Below are 16,876 nucleotides of genomic sequence, written 5' to 3' on the forward strand. Positions count from 1 at the left end.
TATCCGGTGGGGCATTCGCCCCCTCCGCAGCCCTATTATAGCAGATGGACGCAACAGTGCAAGACAAAGTTTCGGATTGTTTCGCCGCTTTTGCCAAAGCCGCCCGCCTGCGGTCTTCCGCCCGGCGCAGCGCATCATTTATTTGTTTTTTGTATACACCTGTCCGCCTTTTTGTGCTATACTGATTTTATAGAAATGTCTTATCCATGTCCTGGGCTGCCGGCCGTTCCAGGCGGAAGGCGCCTGCACGTTTTTTCGATCCGCCAGGCCCTGTGTGCCATCGTTTTCCGTCTGCCGGGCATCGAAAGGAAAGAAGTGTTGTTTGTCTTATGGAAGATCCTGCTGTGACCACCGTCCCGCCGGAGGGACTGCCGCCTCAGTATGAGGAGCTGTTGCTCCGCGCCTCTTACGACGCGCTCTCTGGCCTGCTCAACCGCGGCGCCATGGAGCAGACCATCCATCAAAGGCTCGAGGAACTTGGCCCCGGGCATCCCTGCGCCCTTTTCATCGTGGACCTGGACGACTTCAAAAAAGTCAACGACACCCTGGGCCACCGGGCCGGGGATGAGGCCATCCGCCAGTCGGCCGCCATCCTCGCCAGCATCTTCCGCGTGCACGACATCATCGGGCGGCTGGGCGGCGATGAGTTCGCGGTCTTTCTGTCGGGGGACGGCCTGAACGAGCGGGTGCTGCTGCGCAAGGCCGCCCAGATCTGCGACCGGGTGCAGCTGTCCCTGGGGGACAACGGGACCGTCATCCTGACCGCCAGCGCCGGAGGGTGGATGGGGGACAGTTCCCAGAGCTTCGAGACCATGTACCAGGCCGCCGACCAGGCCCTCTACCGGGCCAAGGAGGCGGGCAAGCACCGCTACTGCCTCAAGTCCAACGAGAGCTACCAGTCGGGCGGGGAGGAAGCCCCCCGCCCCGTGGCCGCCATCCCCCTGAATATCCTGCTGGAATCGATGGCCACCGGGGTGGCGCTGGTGGAGATGGCCTCCCAGCCCCGGCTGATCTATGTCAGCCCCAGCTTCTGCCGCCTGGTGGGGGCGGACCCCGGCGCCTATTCCCTGCCCCTGCCTCTGTCGGCCCTGATCCATCCCGACGACCTGCACGGCCTCATCCAGGCTTTCCAGGAGGGGGTGCGCCTGGGCCAGCCGGCGGAACATACCCACCGCATCCAGTCGGCGGACGGGCGGCGGTGGCTGTGGTGCCACATCCGCGCCGTGCCCATCCCCTACGACAGGCCCCTCCCGGTGCTGCTGGTCACCGCCAGTGACGTATCGGCCTACAAGACCAGCCAGCTGCAGCTGGAGGAATCCAACCAGCGGCTGCGGGCAGCCTTCGACCAGGTGGCCCAGCAGCTGTGGGAGGTGGACCTTTCCACCCGGACCTTGACCCTGTACGGGCGCGGCTCCGGCAGTCCGGACCAGACCTTCCGCTTCCCCGACCAGATGGTGGAAAGCGGGCTGATCCATCCCCGCTCGGCAGAGCCGTTCCGCCGCTTTGCCCGGGAGCTGTTCACCGGCCAGGCCCAGGGCTTTGGCAATTTCATCCTGCGCAGCCATACCAACGAGTGCTTCCGCTGGACCTCCCTGTCCTACCAGATGATCTTCGACGAGATCGGCCACGCCGTCCGGGCCGTGGGCGTGGCGGAGGAGCTGCGCAATACCTTCAAGCGTCTCAACCCCTACCGCAATCCCAAGGGGGTGATCCCCGAGGTCATGCTGGCCAGCCTGACGGCCGAGATGCGCCTGGACCTGACCCAGGACACCATCCTGGAACTGTGGATCGAGGGCAAGGACCTGACCGCCGACTACCAGCAGACCAGCTGCACCCAACTGCTGCGGGCCATCAAGGAGCGCCTGTGCCGGGACAACAGCGTCAACGGGGAGGACGATTTCCCCGCCTGCTTCTCCCCCGCCCAGATGCGCGTCCTCTACCGGGAAGGGCGGCGGTGGCTGTCCGCCGCCTATATGCGCGCCGACGCCGGGGGCAACCTGCGCCGGGTGCGCCATGTGCTGCACCTGACCGAGGACGGCCGCACCCACCACATCCAGGCGGTCGCCTGCATTTTGCAGATGCAGCTGCCTCCTGCCTGGGAGCAGGCCGTGGCCGGCCAGAGCGGCGCCTGCGACCCTGTCACACGTCTGTATACCAAGCAGTCGATGCAGCACGCCATCCAGGCCATGGTCCAGGCAGGGGCCGCCCCCGAGGCGGCGGCTGTCTTTCAGATCATGGGGCTGGCCGTCCGCCCCGGGGAGGACCCCCTGCCCGCCCGGCAGGCCCGCAGCGGCATTGCGGCGGCCCTGTCGGCGGCGCTGGGCGGCAGCTGCCTGCTGGCGCAGTACGGACCGGACCAGATCCTGGCGCTGTTCCCCCAGCAGGCTTCCAGGGAGGACCTGCACCGCCGCTTTGAGGAGGCCTTTGCCTTTGTGCGGCTGGTGGTCAACGAGGGCACCCCGCTGGGCCGGCTGCGCTTTGTGGCGGGCATCGCCCTGCGCACCGAGGACAAAACCGACTGCGACGGCCTGATCAGCCGGGCCCTCTACGCCTGCAGCCTGTGCTGGAACGCGCCGGTGGACATGGCCGTCTTTGCACAGGAGAAGGAGGACCACAGCTGGACCCAGCTGCAGGAGGCCGGCCGGTCGGACGACCAGGTCTCGGTGGGGCCCGGAGAGCCGGGCCGCCCCCTCTCGGAGGGGGAAAAGGATGTGGCGTTCAGCTGTATGTCCGCCATGCTGAACGCAGGCTCCCTGGAGGCTTCCATCCACGGGGTGCTGCAGAACCTGGGCACCTATTACCAGGCCGACCGGGTCTACATCCTCACCCTGGCCCAGGACAGCCGGGTGGTGGCCATGCCCTATGAATGGATCAGCCCCAGCAAATACAGCATCCAGCAGACGGTGTCGGGGATGCAGCTGAGCCGCTTCCCGCTGCTGGAGCGCTGCGTCCGGGAGCAGGCCCCCGTCTTTCTCACCCGGCGGCTGGCCGCCTCGGTGCAGGGCGCGGGCCAGCCCGACCCGCCCGGCCAGTGGCACTTTGCCGCCTTTCCCCTCATCCGGGGCCAGCAGGTGGACGGTTTCCTGTGCATCGAGAACGCCCGCCAGTACCCTGCCGACGCCGCCCTGTCCAGCATCCTGATCCCCTATGTGCTGCGGGAACCCGACCGCTTCAAGCGCAGCGGAGGCATCTCGGGGGACGTGGGCCAGCTGATGGGGATGCCCGACCTGCGCGCCTACATGGGCGCCATCTACTCCGTCCATTCCGGCCATTATGTCTCGCTGGGGGCGGTCTGCCTGGATATCCCGGGCCTGGCGGCCATCAACGGCACCATGGGGTTTGAATACGGCAGCAAGATGCTGTGGTATGCCTCCAAGTCCCTCACCGATGTGTTCGGGCCCTCGATGCTGTTCCGCACCGGAGAGGCGGAATTTGTGGCCCTGCTGCCCAACACCACCCGCCAGGTCTTTCTGGGCCGGTGCGGGCGGCTGCGCTCCATCCTGCAGCGGCGTTATCCCCGGGACATCCGGATGGGCTGCGCCTGGGCCGACAAGGACTTCACCGGCAAAAAGCTGGTGGAGGTGGCCCGGCAGAACATGGCCCTGGAGCCGGCCCACGCCCTCGAGCCCCCCGCCCTGCAGCTCCAGCAGACGGGTCCGACCCTTTTGACCCTGGCCGGCGGCTACCAGGCGACGGTCTACTACCAGCCCAAGGTGGACCTGTACACAGGCCGGCTGGTGGGAGCCGAGGCCCTGGTGCGCGGCATCGACCGCAGCGGCAAGGTGGCCTCCCCTTCCGCCCTCCTCCCCGAGCTGGAGGAAAACGGCGGCATCCGGGAGCTGGACCTGTTCGTGCTCAACGAGGCGCTGCGCCAGGTCGATCGGTGGCGGCAGGCCGGTTTCGGCGTCCTGCCGGTGTCGGTCAACTTTTCCCGGGTGACGCTGCGCTCGGGTTCCATCCTGGCCTCCATCCTGGCCCTTCAGAGCCGCTATCCCCAGCTGCCCGCCGCCGCCCTGGAGCTGGAGCTGACCGAACAGGCGGACGTTTTGCAGACCGCCCAGATCCGGGAGCTCATCGAGCGGTTCCGCTCCTACGGGCTGCGGGTCAGTCTGGATGACTTCGGGGCCCGGTATGCCAACCTCTCCCTGTTCACCAGCGTATCCTTTGACACCATCAAGCTGGACCGCAGCCTGACCATCCAGCTGCCCGAAAACCCCATCAGCCGGATGCTGGTGCGGGACATCGTCCAGATGTGCCAGGCCCGCCGGATGACCTGTCTGGCCGAGGGGGTGGAGACCCCCGAACAGATCGCCGCCCTGCTGGACGCCGGGTGCAGCTACGCCCAGGGCTATTATTACGACCCGCCCCTGCCCGCGGCGGAATTTGAAGAAAAATACCTGCGGCCCCATGGCGGCCCGTCCCCGTCCGACCGCACCCAGGACTTTACAAGGCAAGAAGGAGAAAAAAATGAGCAATCCTGACGACACCCGCATCCCCGCCACCATCATCGGCATCGGCGCGTCCGCCGGCGGGCTGGAGGCCCTGCAGCAGTTCTTCGACTATATGCCGGCCGACAGCGGGCTGGGCTTTGTGGTGATCCAGCACCTCTCCCCCGATTACAAGAGCCTGATGGCGGACATCCTTGCCAAGCACACCGAAATGCCGGTGCGGCAGGCCGAGGACGGCATGCCCGTCCGGCCCGACCATGTCTATCTGATCCCGCCCAAAAAGAATCTGACCATCCAGAGCGGCCGGCTGGTGCTGTCCGACTACGACCCCAGCGCCCTCAACCACCCCATCGACCTGTTTTTCAGTTCCCTGGCGGAGGAGAAGAAGGAGCACGCCATCGTGGTGGTGCTGTCGGGCACCGGCACCGACGGCACCAACGGGGTCAAGGCGGTGAAGGAGCGCGGGGGCCTGGTCATTGCGCAGGCGCCCGAGAGCGCCAAATTCGACGGGATGCCCCGCAGCGCCATCAGCACCGGCCTGGCCGATTTCATCCTGTCCCCCCAGGAGATCGCGGAGGAGATCCTCAATTTTTCCCTGACGCCGGCTCTGCTGCGCCGCCCGGGAGACGCGGCCCTGTCGGAGGAGGATGAGCTGTTCTCGGAGGAGGAGACCCTCTCCCACATCTACGCCATCCTCAAAAACGCCAGCGGCATCGACTTCACCTACTACAAGCGCTCCACCATCCTGCGGCGGATCGAGCGGCGGATGCTGGTGACCCACACCGCCACCCTGGCCGATTTTGCGCGGCTCCTGGGGGACTCGGCCGACGAGGTGCACACTTTGGTGAAGGAGATCCTCATCGGCGTGACCAACTTTTTCCGGGACCCCGCCTTTTTTGAAAAGCTCAAGTACAACGCCATCTACAAGATCGTGGAGCGGGCCGCCGAGGATGAACCCATCCGTGTATGGAGCGCAGGCTGCTCCACCGGCGAGGAGGCCTATTCCATCGCCATCCTGTTCCGGGAAGTGATGGAGGAGATGCAGGTCAGCCGGGATATCAAGATCTTTGCCACCGACGTGGACAGCCGGGCCATCGAACAGGCGGGCCGCGGGTTGTTTTCGGAGAACATCATCGACGACGTCACCCCGGACCGGCTGGCCAAATTCTTCATCAAGCAGAATGACCAGTACCAGATCTGCAAGGAAGTGCGCCGGATGATCGTTTTTGCCACCCACAACATCTTTTCCGACCCGCCCTTCGGCAAGCTGGACCTGATCAGCTGCCGCAACGTGATGATCTATTTCCAGCCGGTGCTGCGGCGGGGCCTGTTCGCCATCTTCCATCAGGCGCTCAAGAACAACGGCTATCTGTTTTTGGGCAAGAGCGAGACGGCGGGCGAGTACATCAACCTGTTCAAACCGGTGTGCAGCACCGAGAAGATCTACATCCACAAGAGCGAGGGCAAGGTGGAGGACCTGACCCCGCCCGCCTTCAACATCCCCAACATCCATGCCATCTCCCCGCTGGGCAGCCGCCAGAGCGGCGCCCATCCGGAGCCTGCCGGGGCCGAGGCGCTCTACACCCATTTCCTGGAGCAGTTCATGCCCGCCTCGGTCATCCTGAACCAGGACGACAGCGTCCTGCACTTCTTCGGCAATTACGGCGATTACCTCACCCTGGCCCCCGGCAAGGCCACCCTCAATTTCTTCTCGATGCTCCACAAGGACCTCAACCTGGCGGCCGCCACCGCCGTCAGCCGCTGCCGCACCGAGCGCAAGGCCGTCACCTACACCGGCATCGCGGTGGACTGCCCTTCGGGCCGCAAGGTGGTGGACCTGAGCGTCCAGCCCATCCCCTCCGAGGACGAGGACAGCGCCCCGCTGCTGGCCGTCCTGTTTTTGGAGAACCGGCCCGCCGCCATGAACGGCACGGTGGAAAAATACGATCTGGACGCCACCGCCGCCCGCCGCATTGCTGAGCTGGAGCACGAGTTCTCGGTCTCCCAGAGCGACCTGCGCGCCACCATCCAGCGGCTGGAGACGGTGAACGGCGAGCTGCAGGCCGCCAATGAGGAACTGCTGACCGCCAACGAGGAATTGCAGAGCTCCACCGAGGAATTGCAGTCGGTGAACGAGGAGCTGTACACCGTCAACACCGAGCATCAGCTCAAACTGGACGAGCTGACCATGATGACCAACGACCTGTCCAACTTCCTGTCCTCCACCATGATCGGTATTCTGTTTGTGGACAGCAACCTGAACATCCGCAAGTTCACCGAGTATGTGGGGCGGGAGTTCCAGCTGATGGATCACGACATCGGCCGTTCGATCCAGATCTTTGCCCACAGCTTCCCGAGCGAGGCCATTGAGGCCGACTGCCGCGCGGTGCTGAAAGACCTGATCTCGATCGACCGGGAGGTCACCGCCATGAACGGCCGGTTCTACACCCTGCGCATCGCCCCCTACCGCACCACCGAGAACAGCATCCGGGGGCTGGTCATCACCATCATCGACAGCCTGGGCGCCTCCCCTGCCCAGAGCCAGCCCAAACAGCCCGCCACCGTCTGACCCGGCAGGCAAAAAGAAAGACCGCTGCACGGCTGTGCGGCGGTTTTTGCCTGTTTGGGAAGGTATACCTTTCCAATTTGCGGACAAATCGTCCCGTTTGCGGTAAAACGCTTGAATGACGGCGCTTTTTCCTGTATACTAAGTTTGCAAAAATCGGAAAACAAACCCTTTCATTTTGTATACTTTTATAGTGCTGTTGCCCCAGAGATTGGAGAGGATGCATTTGAGGGCGTCATTTTGACACTGATCCACCTAACGAGCTCACCATTCATTGCCCTGAAGGTATCAGTACTACGCTCCGGGAAGAGTTAACACAAAGCGAAAGTTTTACAGAATCTGATTTTACTAATGGCAAGGTAGTTATTAAAGAGGACCTCACCCCCCTCGCCTACCTCCTCGGCCTCTGACCCATACAAAAAAGCCCTGCCCTTGCAAAAGGGGCGGGGCCTTTGTGTTTTACCCGTCGATGAGGAGGGCGGAGAGGTCGTTGACGTTGGTGCCGGTGGGGCCGGTGTAGAGCAGGCCGTCCACCGCCTGTAAGGCGTGGTATGCGTCGTTGTCCCGGAGGGCGGCGTCCACCTGCCAGCCCTGCGCGGCCAGCGCCGCCAGGGTGGAGCCGTCCGCATAGCCGCCGGCGGCGTCGGTGGGGCCGTCGGTGCCGTCCGACCCCACGCTGAACACAGCCGCCCGCAGCCCGGCCAGCCCGGGCGCGGCCGCCAGCGCGATCTCCTGATTGCGGCCGCCCAGGCCATGGCCGGTCAGATGCACCACCGTCTCCCCGCCGGCCAGAAAAGCCAGCCGCCTGCCCTGCCCGGCATGGGTGCGGGCCATGGCCCCCAGGAACCGTCCCGCCTCCCGGGCCTCGCAGGAGAGGCAGTCGGTGAGCAGCACCGGCCGGTATCCCCGGGCCTCGCAGGCTGCGGCGGCGGCCCGGCACAGCTGCCGCACGCTGCCGGTGATGCAGGTGGTGACGTTGTCCAGGGACTTGGGGGTCTCCCGGGCCAGCAGGGCCCGGGCCTGGGGCGAAAGGCGCAGCGCATACTTTGCGGCGATGGCCGCGGCCTCGGCGCAGGTGGAGCGGTCGGGACAGGCCGGCCCCGAGGCGATCATGTCCAGAGGGTCCCCCAAAATATCGCTGAGCACCACGCTGAACACCCGGGCCGGGGCGCAGGCCAGCGCGAACCGCCCGCCCTTGACGGCGGACAGCCGCTTGCGGATGGTGTTGATCTCCACGATATCCGCCCCGCAGGCCAGAAGCTGCCGGGTGATATCCTGCAGCTGGCCGGCGGGCAGAAGGGGCTGTTCCAGCAGGGCGCTGCCCCCGCCCGAAAGCAAAAACAGCACCCGGTCCCGGGCCGCAAGGCCCTGCACCAGCGCCAGCGCCCGCCGGGTGGCGTCAAAGCCGGCCTGGTCGGGCACGGGGTGTCCCGCCTCGCAGCAGACCACCCCGGGCAGTTCCCCCCTGACATGGCCGTACTTGGTAATGACGATGCCCGCATCCACATGGCCCAGACCGTCCAGGGCGGCGCGGGCCATCTGCCAGGCGGCCTTGCCGGCGGCCACCAGCACCACCCGGCCGCCGCCGGGGTCGAACCGCTCCAATGCCCGGGCCACCGCCGCATCGGGCAGGACCGCCTCGATACCGGCCCGGACGATGGCGTCGGCTGTCTTTCGCAGCGATCGATCCATATCCCAAACCTCCTCCTTCCGATCCGCCTCTATCGTAACACAAACGGGCGGGGGCGTCCGGCCTTTTTTGTGAATCTTTTGTGAAAAACCGCCTCTCCCGCTTTTTCTGCGCAGTTTATCCAAAACCTCTTGCATTTCGAGCCCCATTCCTGTACCATAGAGACAGATACGCCCCGAAACCAAGAGGAGGAATCCGTATGACCGTACTGGAGCAGTGCCAGGCGTGGCACGAACAAGACAAACACAACGCCATCGTCAACACCCTGGAAGCCCTGCCGGACAGCCAGCGCACCGCTGAGACCGACATGGAGCTGGCCCGGGCCTACAACAACCTGGCCGATCCGGGCAAGGTCAATGCGCGCGACCTGCTGTGGCGGGCCATCCACCGGATGGAGCCCCACCGCAGCCGGCTGCAGGATACGTACAGCTGGAATTTCCGGATGGGCTACGCCTACTACTACCTCGACATGGGGGACGCGGCGCGGCCGTATCTCGAACGGGCTTTGGCCCTGCATCCCGGGGACGACCCCAGCGTCAACACCGTCAGCGAGCTGCGGGAGATGATCGACGGCTGCGTCACCCCGCCTCCCCCGCAGCTGGACCCCGACACCGGCTCCATCCTGACCCGGGAGGACATCGACTTTTTGCGGTCCTGCGATGAAGGCACCTACGGCTATTTCTACAAGATGCTGCACCACCTGTACGAGTTGATCCAGCGCGGGATCGAGGAAGGCCGCTTTACCGAAGTGCAGGCCCGGCAGGATCTCCAGATGGCCCTTTGGTTCTGCTATGCGTGCAACAACATCGGCACCTATGAATATTACTACCAGGCCGCCATGTGGATGCCCGACTCGGAGGCTGCGGCCGACGCCGCCGGCTGCGGGATGTGGTACTACCGCTACGCCTGCGCGCTGGTCTACTGCGGCCGGCTGTCGGAGGCCCGCCGCTATGCCGAGGCAGGCGCCCTGAAAGACCCCGACTATCCCTGGACCTGGCTGCTTTTGGGCAAGCTGCGGGCGCACGACGGCTGCAAGGCGCAGGCCCTGGAAGCGGTGCAGAAGGGTCTGGCCCTGGTGCCCGGGGACTACGAATTCCTGACCTTGCAGCAGGAGATCCTGGCCGGGGCCAGCCTGGAACAGATGGAGTACCACTGGATCGATCCCACCGCGGACGGCGATCTGCAGGACGGCCAGGGCCCGCAGGAGGACGCGGACGAGAAGATGCGCGTCATCTCCTGCATCGTCACCGACCCCAAGCGGCTGCGGCAGTTCTACAAGCTGTTCCGCTGCCAGCCCACCGACTATGAGCGCAACTGCCCTTACTGCACCCTGCACTATAAGGTGCGGCGGAAGTATCCGGTGGACCTGGTGTTCCGGATGAACGAGGCGGCCATTTCCAAGATCGACCCCGACTGGCTGCACCTCCAGAAGGAGCGCCTGGACGATGGCCGCTGGCTGACCCGCCGCGCCCGGCTGGACGTCACCGGCACGCTGGACACCGTCCTGATCGATCTGGGCCGGACCGTCAGCCTGATCTACAAGGTGGACGGCGCAGAGGACCAGTTCTTCCAGGTGTGGCTGGACAGCGACGGCAACCTGACTTCTCCCCCCGACAGCGGCGAGGAGGACGGCGCAGACGATGAAGCATGACATTGGCCCGCAGCATTTTGGGAGGCCCCCATGGACTACACAAAAGAACAGCTGACCGCAGCCCGGCTGGCCGCAGACTAACCAGACAGCACAAAACCCCCGCCTGGAGCGTGCGCTGCGCTCCGAGCGGGGGTCTTTTCTTTTTCCGGCGCCGCACGCCGGAGAGGAAACGCTTTTTTACGGCCGGCCGGAGCCGTCCAGCAGGCCGTATTGCTGATACCACCCAAAGATCTGATTGTATACCAGGCGGTTGCCCAGGTACTGGCGGTAGGTGGCCGACTTCTCTTTGCCGGCCGCCTTCAGCTTTTCCATCTGTTCTTTCTCATAGGCAGCCTGTTTCTGCAGGCCGGCCAGCATGGCTTCAAAGGCTTCCAGACGGTCCATGGTTCAGCCCTCCCCGCCGCATTCTTCCCGCAGGCGCCGGCACAGCAGCAGATAGCGCTGGTGCTTTTCCTCTTTGGCAAAATGCACCTGCCGGGACTGCTCCGGGTTGCCCTCGTAGCACAGCTTCTCGCCGCCGAACTGCTCGCTGGTCAGGTCAAAGACATGGCCGTCCACCACATTGTAGCAGTGGTAGTTGCCGTCGGGGCGGCGGATGCCATACACCTGCCCGCCGAAGATATCCTGTGCCAGAAAGGCCGTGATGGAGCACTGGCCCAGGGTGGGATTCGCCGGCGACCAGCCGTCCCGCAGCCGGGGCGCACAGGTCTCGGCGCACCAGATCCCACGCAGCTTGTCGTAGAGGTCCCGCGGGGTGCGGATGCCCGGGTACGCCCCGCCGGCCGCAGGCACATCCGCCTGCTGCCACCCATAAAAGTGATATTCCTGCATCGGTATTGCCTCCTTTTGCACGAAACGGTCTTTGCCCATCCGTATACCACAAATCGCCGCGCCGTGCCATGGCCCATGTTCAGTTCCCGCCGTCGGTATCGGCGGCCGGACCGGACAGCCGGCTGCCGTCACTGCCGCAGTAATACCAGCCCTCCAGGTCCCGGTGCCAGCCCTCCAGGCTGACCCCCTTCTCCTGGTATACTTCCAGGCCCAGCGCGTCCCGGGTGTCGTCGTCCTGGAAATGCCACCACTCGCTGGTCAGGGGCGCAAAGCCCGCCCCCATCATATAATCCGCCAGCAGCTCGGCGGCTTGGTTGTTTCGGGCCAGCACCGCATAGCAGCTCAGATCGTGCATGGCGGTCTGCATTTGCAGTTCTTCCCCGGTGTCCACATCCACCAGCGTCAGATCCATGGCAATGCCCAGATTGTGGGTGGAGCCGTTCCGCGCCAGGAAGCTGCCCAGATGGTAGCGCCCGCCGGTCATCAGCTGGTAATAGGTCAGGTAGCCCTCGGGCTGCGGGGGCGTCTCGGCGGGGACGTCGGGCTGCGGCACAGTTTCCTCCGGCACGGGCGGCGGCACGGCCTCGCTGGACGCAGCCGCCTCCGAGGAGGCCGCCTCGCTGCCGGCGGACGTCTCGCCGCCCACGGCCCAGTCCAGCAGCCAGCCGTTGGTCGCATCGGACGGCACAGGCGGGTCTGCTTCCTGCCCGGCCAGCAGTTCATGCAGCAGCGGGATGCCCTCGGGCAGGTCGTCCACAGGCTGGCCGGTGTAGGTCTGCTCGGGGATGGGGTCCTGCAGGTGCTCGCCGGTGATGCGGTAGAGCTCCAGAGTGGCCTGCCGCGGCCGGTAGGCATCGTAGATCTTGAGCCGGTAGCCGTCCTCCAGCGCCGCCCGGGCGGCCTGGGCCAGCTTCTGCGCCGAAGGGTAGAGCAGAGGCGCCAGGTACTCCCCCTGCGCCAGGCAGACGTTTTCATACCCCACGATCACGGTGCCGGTGATCTCGGGGATGCCGTAGCCGTGGACCATATACCGGGAGTCATAACTATTCGTGATATCGTACAAGCACAATTCCCCGATGTAATCCGGCAGGTTGATGAGGCAGAGATCGGCGTCGATGTAGCCTTCCCCTTCCGGGGTGCGGACCCGGAACAGGCCCTCCGTTTCCTCCAGCACGCAGCAGGCGGAGACAGCCGGCAAAGTGCCCATCACCTGCTGGCGGCCGGTATCGGCGTACACTTCCAGGTCCTGGATGGGCCACACGGTGGCATAGAGGGTGGAAAGGCCGGTGGTCAGCCGGATGGGCTCGGACCGGGACGCCGCCCCCTCCGCCACCACACGCAGGCTGTAATCGGTGCCGCTGCGCAGCTTGACCTGGCAGCTGGGCTGTTCGGCGGGCTGCACCCGGGCCAGGTCGGTCCACTGCCGGGTCTGGCCGGTCTGGTATTGCAGGATGTAGCCGCTGCCCTTGGCCTCGTTCCAGCGGAAGGTGTAGCAGTTGTCCTCCTGCTGGACGGCGTTCAGGTGGATCTCGGTGCCCAGGAAGTCCTCCCGCACAAAGGTGTGCGGCGCAGACACAGGGCAGCAGAACAGGATATCCCCCTGCAGGCGGCCCAGACTGCCGGCAAACTGGATCTGCTGGCCATAGGCGGGCAGGGGCATCTGCCCCTCCTGTCCCAGATACATGGTATAGGTGGGCATCGGACGCTCCATGACCGTGCCGTCCTCGCCCAGACGGTAGAGCAGATAGCGGTCGGCCCCCTCGCCCTGCCAGGCAAAGTCGATGGCGCAGGCGTCGTCGTTTGCCCTGGCCTCAAAGCCGGTCAGGCTGGGCCAGGGGATGGCGCCGGCGTCCTCCACCTGCCAGGTGCGGGCCGCGCCCCGGCCCCGGGCGCTCAGCGGCCGGATGCGGATGCGCACCCGCCCGTCCTGCACGGCGGGCAGGGTGCAGCCGGGCTGGTCCACCGTCTGTTCCAGCAGGGTCTGGCCCTGGCTTTCCGCCTGGACCTGGTAGCGTTCGGCCCCCTGCACCTGGGGCCAGGCCAGCTGCCAGCCGTCCTCCTGGCGTGTTACGGTCAGCTGGGCGTCCGGGTCAAAGCGGGGCCTGCCCCGGTGCAGCAACAGCGCTCCTGCCGCCGCGATGAGCACCGCCAGCAGCAGGAGCAGCCACCGTTTGCGTTTGCCCCGCATGATCAAAAGACGTCTTCCACCCGCTCGGAGCCGTCGGTGCCCCGATAGGTGTAGACGGTGAAGCCGTCATAATACCAGATGCCGTCCTCCCCGTCTCCGATGCAGCTGGAGGCGTATTCGGTGGAGTTGGGCTGGCCGATGGCAGCCGCCAGTTCGGCGGCGCTGCGGCCCACATAGCTCAGGGCGGTCTGCTTGGGGTCCGCCGCCGGGACAGAAGCCGCCGGGGCGGGGGCCGGAGCGGCCTCGCTCGGAGCGGAAACCGTCGGGGCGGGAGCCGGTTCTGCTGCCGGTTCTGCTTTGGACGAAGGCGCGGCGCTCTCGGCTGCCGGTTCTGCTTCGGACGAAGGCGCGGCGCTCTCGGCCGCCGGTTCTGCCTCGGACGAAGGCGCGGCGCTCTCGGCCGCCGGTTCTGCTTCGGACGAAGGTGCGGCGCTCTCGGCTGCCGGTTCTGCCTCGGACGAAGATGCGTCGTTCTCGGCTGCCGGTTCCGCTTCAGACGAAGGCGCGGCGCTCTCGGCCGCCGGTTCTGCTTCGGACGAAGGCGCGGCGGACACAGCCGAAGGGGCGGCGCTCGGGGCCGGGGAGGCCGCAGTGCCGGCGGCTCCTCCGCAGGCGCTGAGGGCGCAGGCCAGGATCAGGACTGCGGCGATGGGATTGCGTTTGCGCATGGTTTTGGTTTCCTTTCTGTCTTGCTATCGTGTGAGGTCCAGGGGGGCGGCCTGCCAGACGCCGCCGGCCCGGACGGCCAGTTCCAGCCTGCCGTCCGCCGCAGCGGCGGGCAGATAGAGGGTGAAGGGCTCCTCCCCTTCCCCGGCGGGGGTGGCCTCGTAGACCAGGCCGTCGGCTCCCTGGAGATAGATGGGGCTGTCGGGGTCGAGGCCCGGGCACCGGATGCTGCCGGTCATCTCGACATAGCCCTCCAGGCCGGCGGCCTCGGTACAGACGGCGGATGCGGCAAAGTCCCCCGGCTGCCAGCTCTGGTCCACCTGCCGCACCGGGGCGGGCATCCGGGTGGGACGCTCCACCAGCCAGCGCAGGTTGCGCTCCACCAGCTCGATCACCAGGGTGTCGGCCTGTTCCCGTTCCAGATAGGTCAGGTTGTAGGGCATGGCCCGGGAGATGCAGGCCGCGCCATAGCGCTGCGCCAGGAAGGGATACAGCGCATTGCCGAAGGAATCCCGGAACAGCAGCAGGCTGCCGCCGGCATCGGGGTTCTGGGTGCGGATGGTGATATCCTCCGCCGAGCGCAGGCCGTTGGGATAGGTGAAGGTAAATCCCTTTTCAAAGACGGCGTCCGGCTCCAGCTCGGTCCCGGCCGGATAGGCCATGGCATACAGGTCCCCCAGGTGGGACGGCTGGAGGCTGTACCCGCCCCTGTCATCCTCCGGACCCCGGCCCAGCGCATCGGCCAGGGCGTCGGCTGCCAGGGCCGCGCCCAGGTTGTTCCAGTGGCTGTCCCAGGCAAAGTAGAGCCGGGTCTGTCCGGCCTCCTGCCGCAGCACCGAAAACAGGTCCACATAGGCCACTCCCTGCTGCCGCAGGCAGTCCGCCAGACGGCTGGCGTTGCCGGGAGAGGCGGCGGGGCGGTAGCGCGCGGGCATATACTGGGGATAGATGCTGTTCTTGTTGGGCGCGATGGTGAACACAAAGTCCACCCCCTGCCCCTGGCAGTATTCCTGGATGAGGGCCAGGGCGCGGGCTGCGGCCCAGCACTGGCGCTGGGTCAGCCGGGCGGTGCCCTGGTAGTCCGGGAGGGTCTCGGCGTAGTACAGCCAGCCCTCGCGGCCCAGCACCACGTCCTCCCCGGGCAGGGTGCCGAACACCCCGCTGCACAGCCGGGCATAGAGGGTGGCAAACGAATGCCGGAAGGCGATGTGGTCGGCCAGGTAGTCCGAGACTTCGCTCAGATACGCCCGGTTCCAGCCGCCGTCGGCGGTGTGGAGCTGGGGCCACAGGGCCAGCTGCTCATTGCCCACAGCCCGGGTGGTGTGCGCCGCCAGCATCCCGGCGCTGGGCAGGATGCTGAGCGCCAGAAACAGGCCGATGAAGGCCGCAAGGCCCGGCTTTGCACTGCGTTTCATGGGGCGCCTCCTTTAAAACTGGAAATAGATGAAGGGCACGAAGCTGGCCGCCGCCAGGTGCATCACGTCCAGCCCGTACAAGGCCAGCGTCGCCGGGTAGGACAGGCGCTCCAGCACAGGATGCTTTGCCGACAGGGCGCGGAGCTTATCCAGCACGGGCAAACTGACCACGCAGCCCAGGGCCAGCACCGCCAGGTGCAGCGGGTCGATCAGGCCGGCCAGGGCGGCGCTGCCCTCCACCGTAAAGGAGAAGCCGGTGAACATCCGCCCGATGATGGCGCCCGCCTGTTCCAGGCTGGCGGCCCGGAAGAACACAAAGCCCACCACCGCCACCAGCAGGGTGTACAGCCACCCCACCCAGCGCCAGCGGCGGCCCAGCCGCTGCACCGGCAGCAGGCGGTCCTCCGCCACCAGGAACGCCCCGTGCCACAGGCCCCAGACCACATAGGTCCAGTTGGCGCCGTGCCACAGGCCGGTGCAGAAGAACACCAGCAGTTTGTTGGCGTAGGTGCGCCACCGGCCCCGGCGGTTGCCCCCCAGGGGGATGTAAAGATAATCCCGGAACCAGCTGGACAGGGAGATATGCCACCGCCGCCAGAACATCTTGACCGAGGTGCTGGCATAGGGGTGGTCGAAGTTTTCCTTGAAGTGGAACCCGAAGATCCACCCCATCCCGATGGCCATGTCGCTGTATCCGCTGAAATCGAAGTAGATCTGCAGGGTATAGGCCACCGCCCCCAGCCAGGCCAGCCGGATATCCAGAAAAGCCGCGTCCAGGCCAAAGACGGTGTCGGCCACCCCCGCCATGGTGTCCGCGATCAGCAGCTTCTTGCTCAGGCCCAGCACAAAGCGGCGCAGGCCCTGGGCCGTCTCGGGCAGAGTGGCGCGGCGCACCCGGATCTCCCGGGCGATGTCGCGGTATTTGACGATGGGGCCCGCCACCAGCTGGGGGAACAGGCAGATGTACAGCAGCACGTCAAAAAAGCTGCTGGTCTGCAAATCGGGCTCCCGGTAGACGTCGATGACGTACGACAGCCCCTGGAAGGTGAAAAAGGAGATGCCGATGGGCAGTGTGATCTGGGGCACCGGCAGCTGCGCGCCCAGCAGGGCGTTGAGGTTCGCGGCAAAGAACCCCAGATACTTGTAAAAGGCCAGCAGACCCAGGTTGAACGCCACCGCCAGCGCCAAAAACAGCCTGCGCCTGCGGCCGGTGACCAGGAGGCCGGCGGTGTAGTTGCAGAGCACCGACGCCAGCAGCAGCACCAGATTGAAGGGGTCGCCGAAGCCGTAGAAAATCAGGCTGGCGACGGTGAGCAGGGCGTTTTTGCTCCGGATGCCCGGCATGGCCCAGTTGAGCAGGCAGACGGCGGGCAGGAAAAAGCAGACAAAGACGACCGAACTGAACGCCATAGCACCCTCCT

The 16,876-nt window shown here is 65.9% G+C and carries 10 protein-coding genes; 3 read left to right on the top strand and 7 right to left on the bottom strand.

The features are described 5' to 3' along the window. Positions 1-329 precede the first annotated feature (329 nt). Positions 330-4,481 carry an EAL domain-containing protein gene (locus B5E66_RS01420; protein ID WP_158098300.1) on the top strand — a complete coding sequence of 1,384 codons (4,152 nt, stop codon included), beginning with the start codon at positions 330-332 and terminating at the stop codon, positions 4,479-4,481. Continuing rightward, complete coding sequence (locus tag B5E66_RS01425; protein ID WP_158098301.1) at positions 4,468-7,017, top strand: chemotaxis protein CheB; 2,550 nt, start codon at positions 4,468-4,470, stop codon at positions 7,015-7,017. The genes B5E66_RS01420 and B5E66_RS01425 overlap by 14 nt, the downstream gene beginning before the upstream one ends. Positions 7,018-7,473: 456 nt before the next feature. Here B5E66_RS01425 and B5E66_RS01430 read toward each other — a convergent pair whose 3' ends face one another. Continuing rightward, positions 7,474-8,706 carry a glycerate kinase type-2 family protein gene (locus B5E66_RS01430; RefSeq protein WP_087228196.1) on the bottom strand — a complete coding sequence of 411 codons (1,233 nt, stop codon included), beginning with the start codon at positions 8,704-8,706 and terminating at the stop codon, positions 7,474-7,476. A 197-nt stretch (positions 8,707-8,903) separates the two neighbouring features. Between B5E66_RS01430 and B5E66_RS01435 the strand changes: the two genes are divergently transcribed. Next, the gene (locus B5E66_RS01435; protein ID WP_087228197.1) at positions 8,904-10,355 is read left to right on the top strand and encodes a tetratricopeptide repeat protein; all 1,452 of its coding nucleotides are present in this window, start codon (positions 8,904-8,906) and stop codon (positions 10,353-10,355) included. Between the two features lie 177 nt (positions 10,356-10,532). Here the strand turns inward: B5E66_RS01435 and B5E66_RS01440 are convergent, their stop codons facing one another. The 6 genes from B5E66_RS01440 to B5E66_RS01465 all read right to left on the bottom strand — a co-directional run bounded on the left by B5E66_RS01440 (position 10,533) and on the right by B5E66_RS01465 (position 16,865). Then, positions 10,533-10,739 carry a hypothetical protein gene (locus B5E66_RS01440; protein ID WP_087228198.1) on the bottom strand — a complete coding sequence of 69 codons (207 nt, stop codon included), beginning with the start codon at positions 10,737-10,739 and terminating at the stop codon, positions 10,533-10,535. Between the two features lie 3 nt (positions 10,740-10,742). Further along, a complete protein-coding gene (locus B5E66_RS01445) occupies positions 10,743-11,186 on the bottom strand; it encodes a YunG family protein (RefSeq protein ID WP_087228199.1) in 444 nt (147 codons plus the stop codon). A gap of 79 nt (positions 11,187-11,265) precedes the next feature. Next, positions 11,266-13,374: a M15 family metallopeptidase gene (locus tag B5E66_RS01450; protein WP_143406912.1), complete on the bottom strand. Its 2,109-nt coding sequence runs from the start codon at positions 13,372-13,374 to the stop codon at positions 11,266-11,268. A 2-nt stretch (positions 13,375-13,376) separates the two neighbouring features. After that, on the bottom strand, positions 13,377-14,042 hold the full coding sequence (locus tag B5E66_RS01455; protein WP_087228201.1) for a hypothetical protein: 666 nt from the start codon (positions 14,040-14,042) through the stop codon (positions 13,377-13,379). Positions 14,043-14,066: 24 nt separating this feature from the next. Further along, positions 14,067-15,455, bottom strand: a complete 1,389-nt coding sequence (locus B5E66_RS01460; RefSeq protein ID WP_087228202.1) for an alginate O-acetyltransferase AlgX-related protein — start codon at positions 15,453-15,455, stop codon at positions 14,067-14,069. 12 nt (positions 15,456-15,467) lie between these two features. Continuing rightward, on the bottom strand, positions 15,468-16,865 hold the full coding sequence (locus tag B5E66_RS01465; RefSeq protein ID WP_087228203.1) for an MBOAT family O-acyltransferase: 1,398 nt from the start codon (positions 16,863-16,865) through the stop codon (positions 15,468-15,470). Positions 16,866-16,876: the final 11 nt, after the last annotated feature.

This window comes from Faecalibacterium sp. An121 (genome assembly GCF_002160915.1).
GTDB classification, from domain to species: Bacteria; Bacillota; Clostridia; order Oscillospirales; family Ruminococcaceae; genus Faecalibacterium; species Faecalibacterium avium.

Excerpts from the sequence above, each read along its gene's own strand:
- B5E66_RS01420 (WP_158098300.1), top strand. The coding sequence starts at position 330 with ATGGAAGATCCTGCTGTGACCACCGTCCCGCCGGAGGGACTGCCGCCT.
- B5E66_RS01425 (WP_158098301.1), top strand. The coding sequence starts at position 4,468 with ATGAGCAATCCTGACGACACCCGCATCCCCGCCACCATCATCGGCATC.
- B5E66_RS01430 (WP_087228196.1), bottom strand. The coding sequence starts at position 8,706 with ATGGATCGATCGCTGCGAAAGACAGCCGACGCCATCGTCCGGGCCGGT.
- B5E66_RS01435 (WP_087228197.1), top strand. The coding sequence starts at position 8,904 with ATGACCGTACTGGAGCAGTGCCAGGCGTGGCACGAACAAGACAAACAC.
- B5E66_RS01440 (WP_087228198.1), bottom strand. The coding sequence starts at position 10,739 with ATGGACCGTCTGGAAGCCTTTGAAGCCATGCTGGCCGGCCTGCAGAAA.
- B5E66_RS01445 (WP_087228199.1), bottom strand. The coding sequence starts at position 11,186 with ATGCAGGAATATCACTTTTATGGGTGGCAGCAGGCGGATGTGCCTGCG.
- B5E66_RS01450 (WP_143406912.1), bottom strand. The coding sequence starts at position 13,374 with ATGCGGGGCAAACGCAAACGGTGGCTGCTCCTGCTGCTGGCGGTGCTC.
- B5E66_RS01455 (WP_087228201.1), bottom strand. The coding sequence starts at position 14,042 with ATGCGCAAACGCAATCCCATCGCCGCAGTCCTGATCCTGGCCTGCGCC.
- B5E66_RS01460 (WP_087228202.1), bottom strand. The coding sequence starts at position 15,455 with ATGAAACGCAGTGCAAAGCCGGGCCTTGCGGCCTTCATCGGCCTGTTT.
- B5E66_RS01465 (WP_087228203.1), bottom strand. The coding sequence starts at position 16,865 with ATGGCGTTCAGTTCGGTCGTCTTTGTCTGCTTTTTCCTGCCCGCCGTC.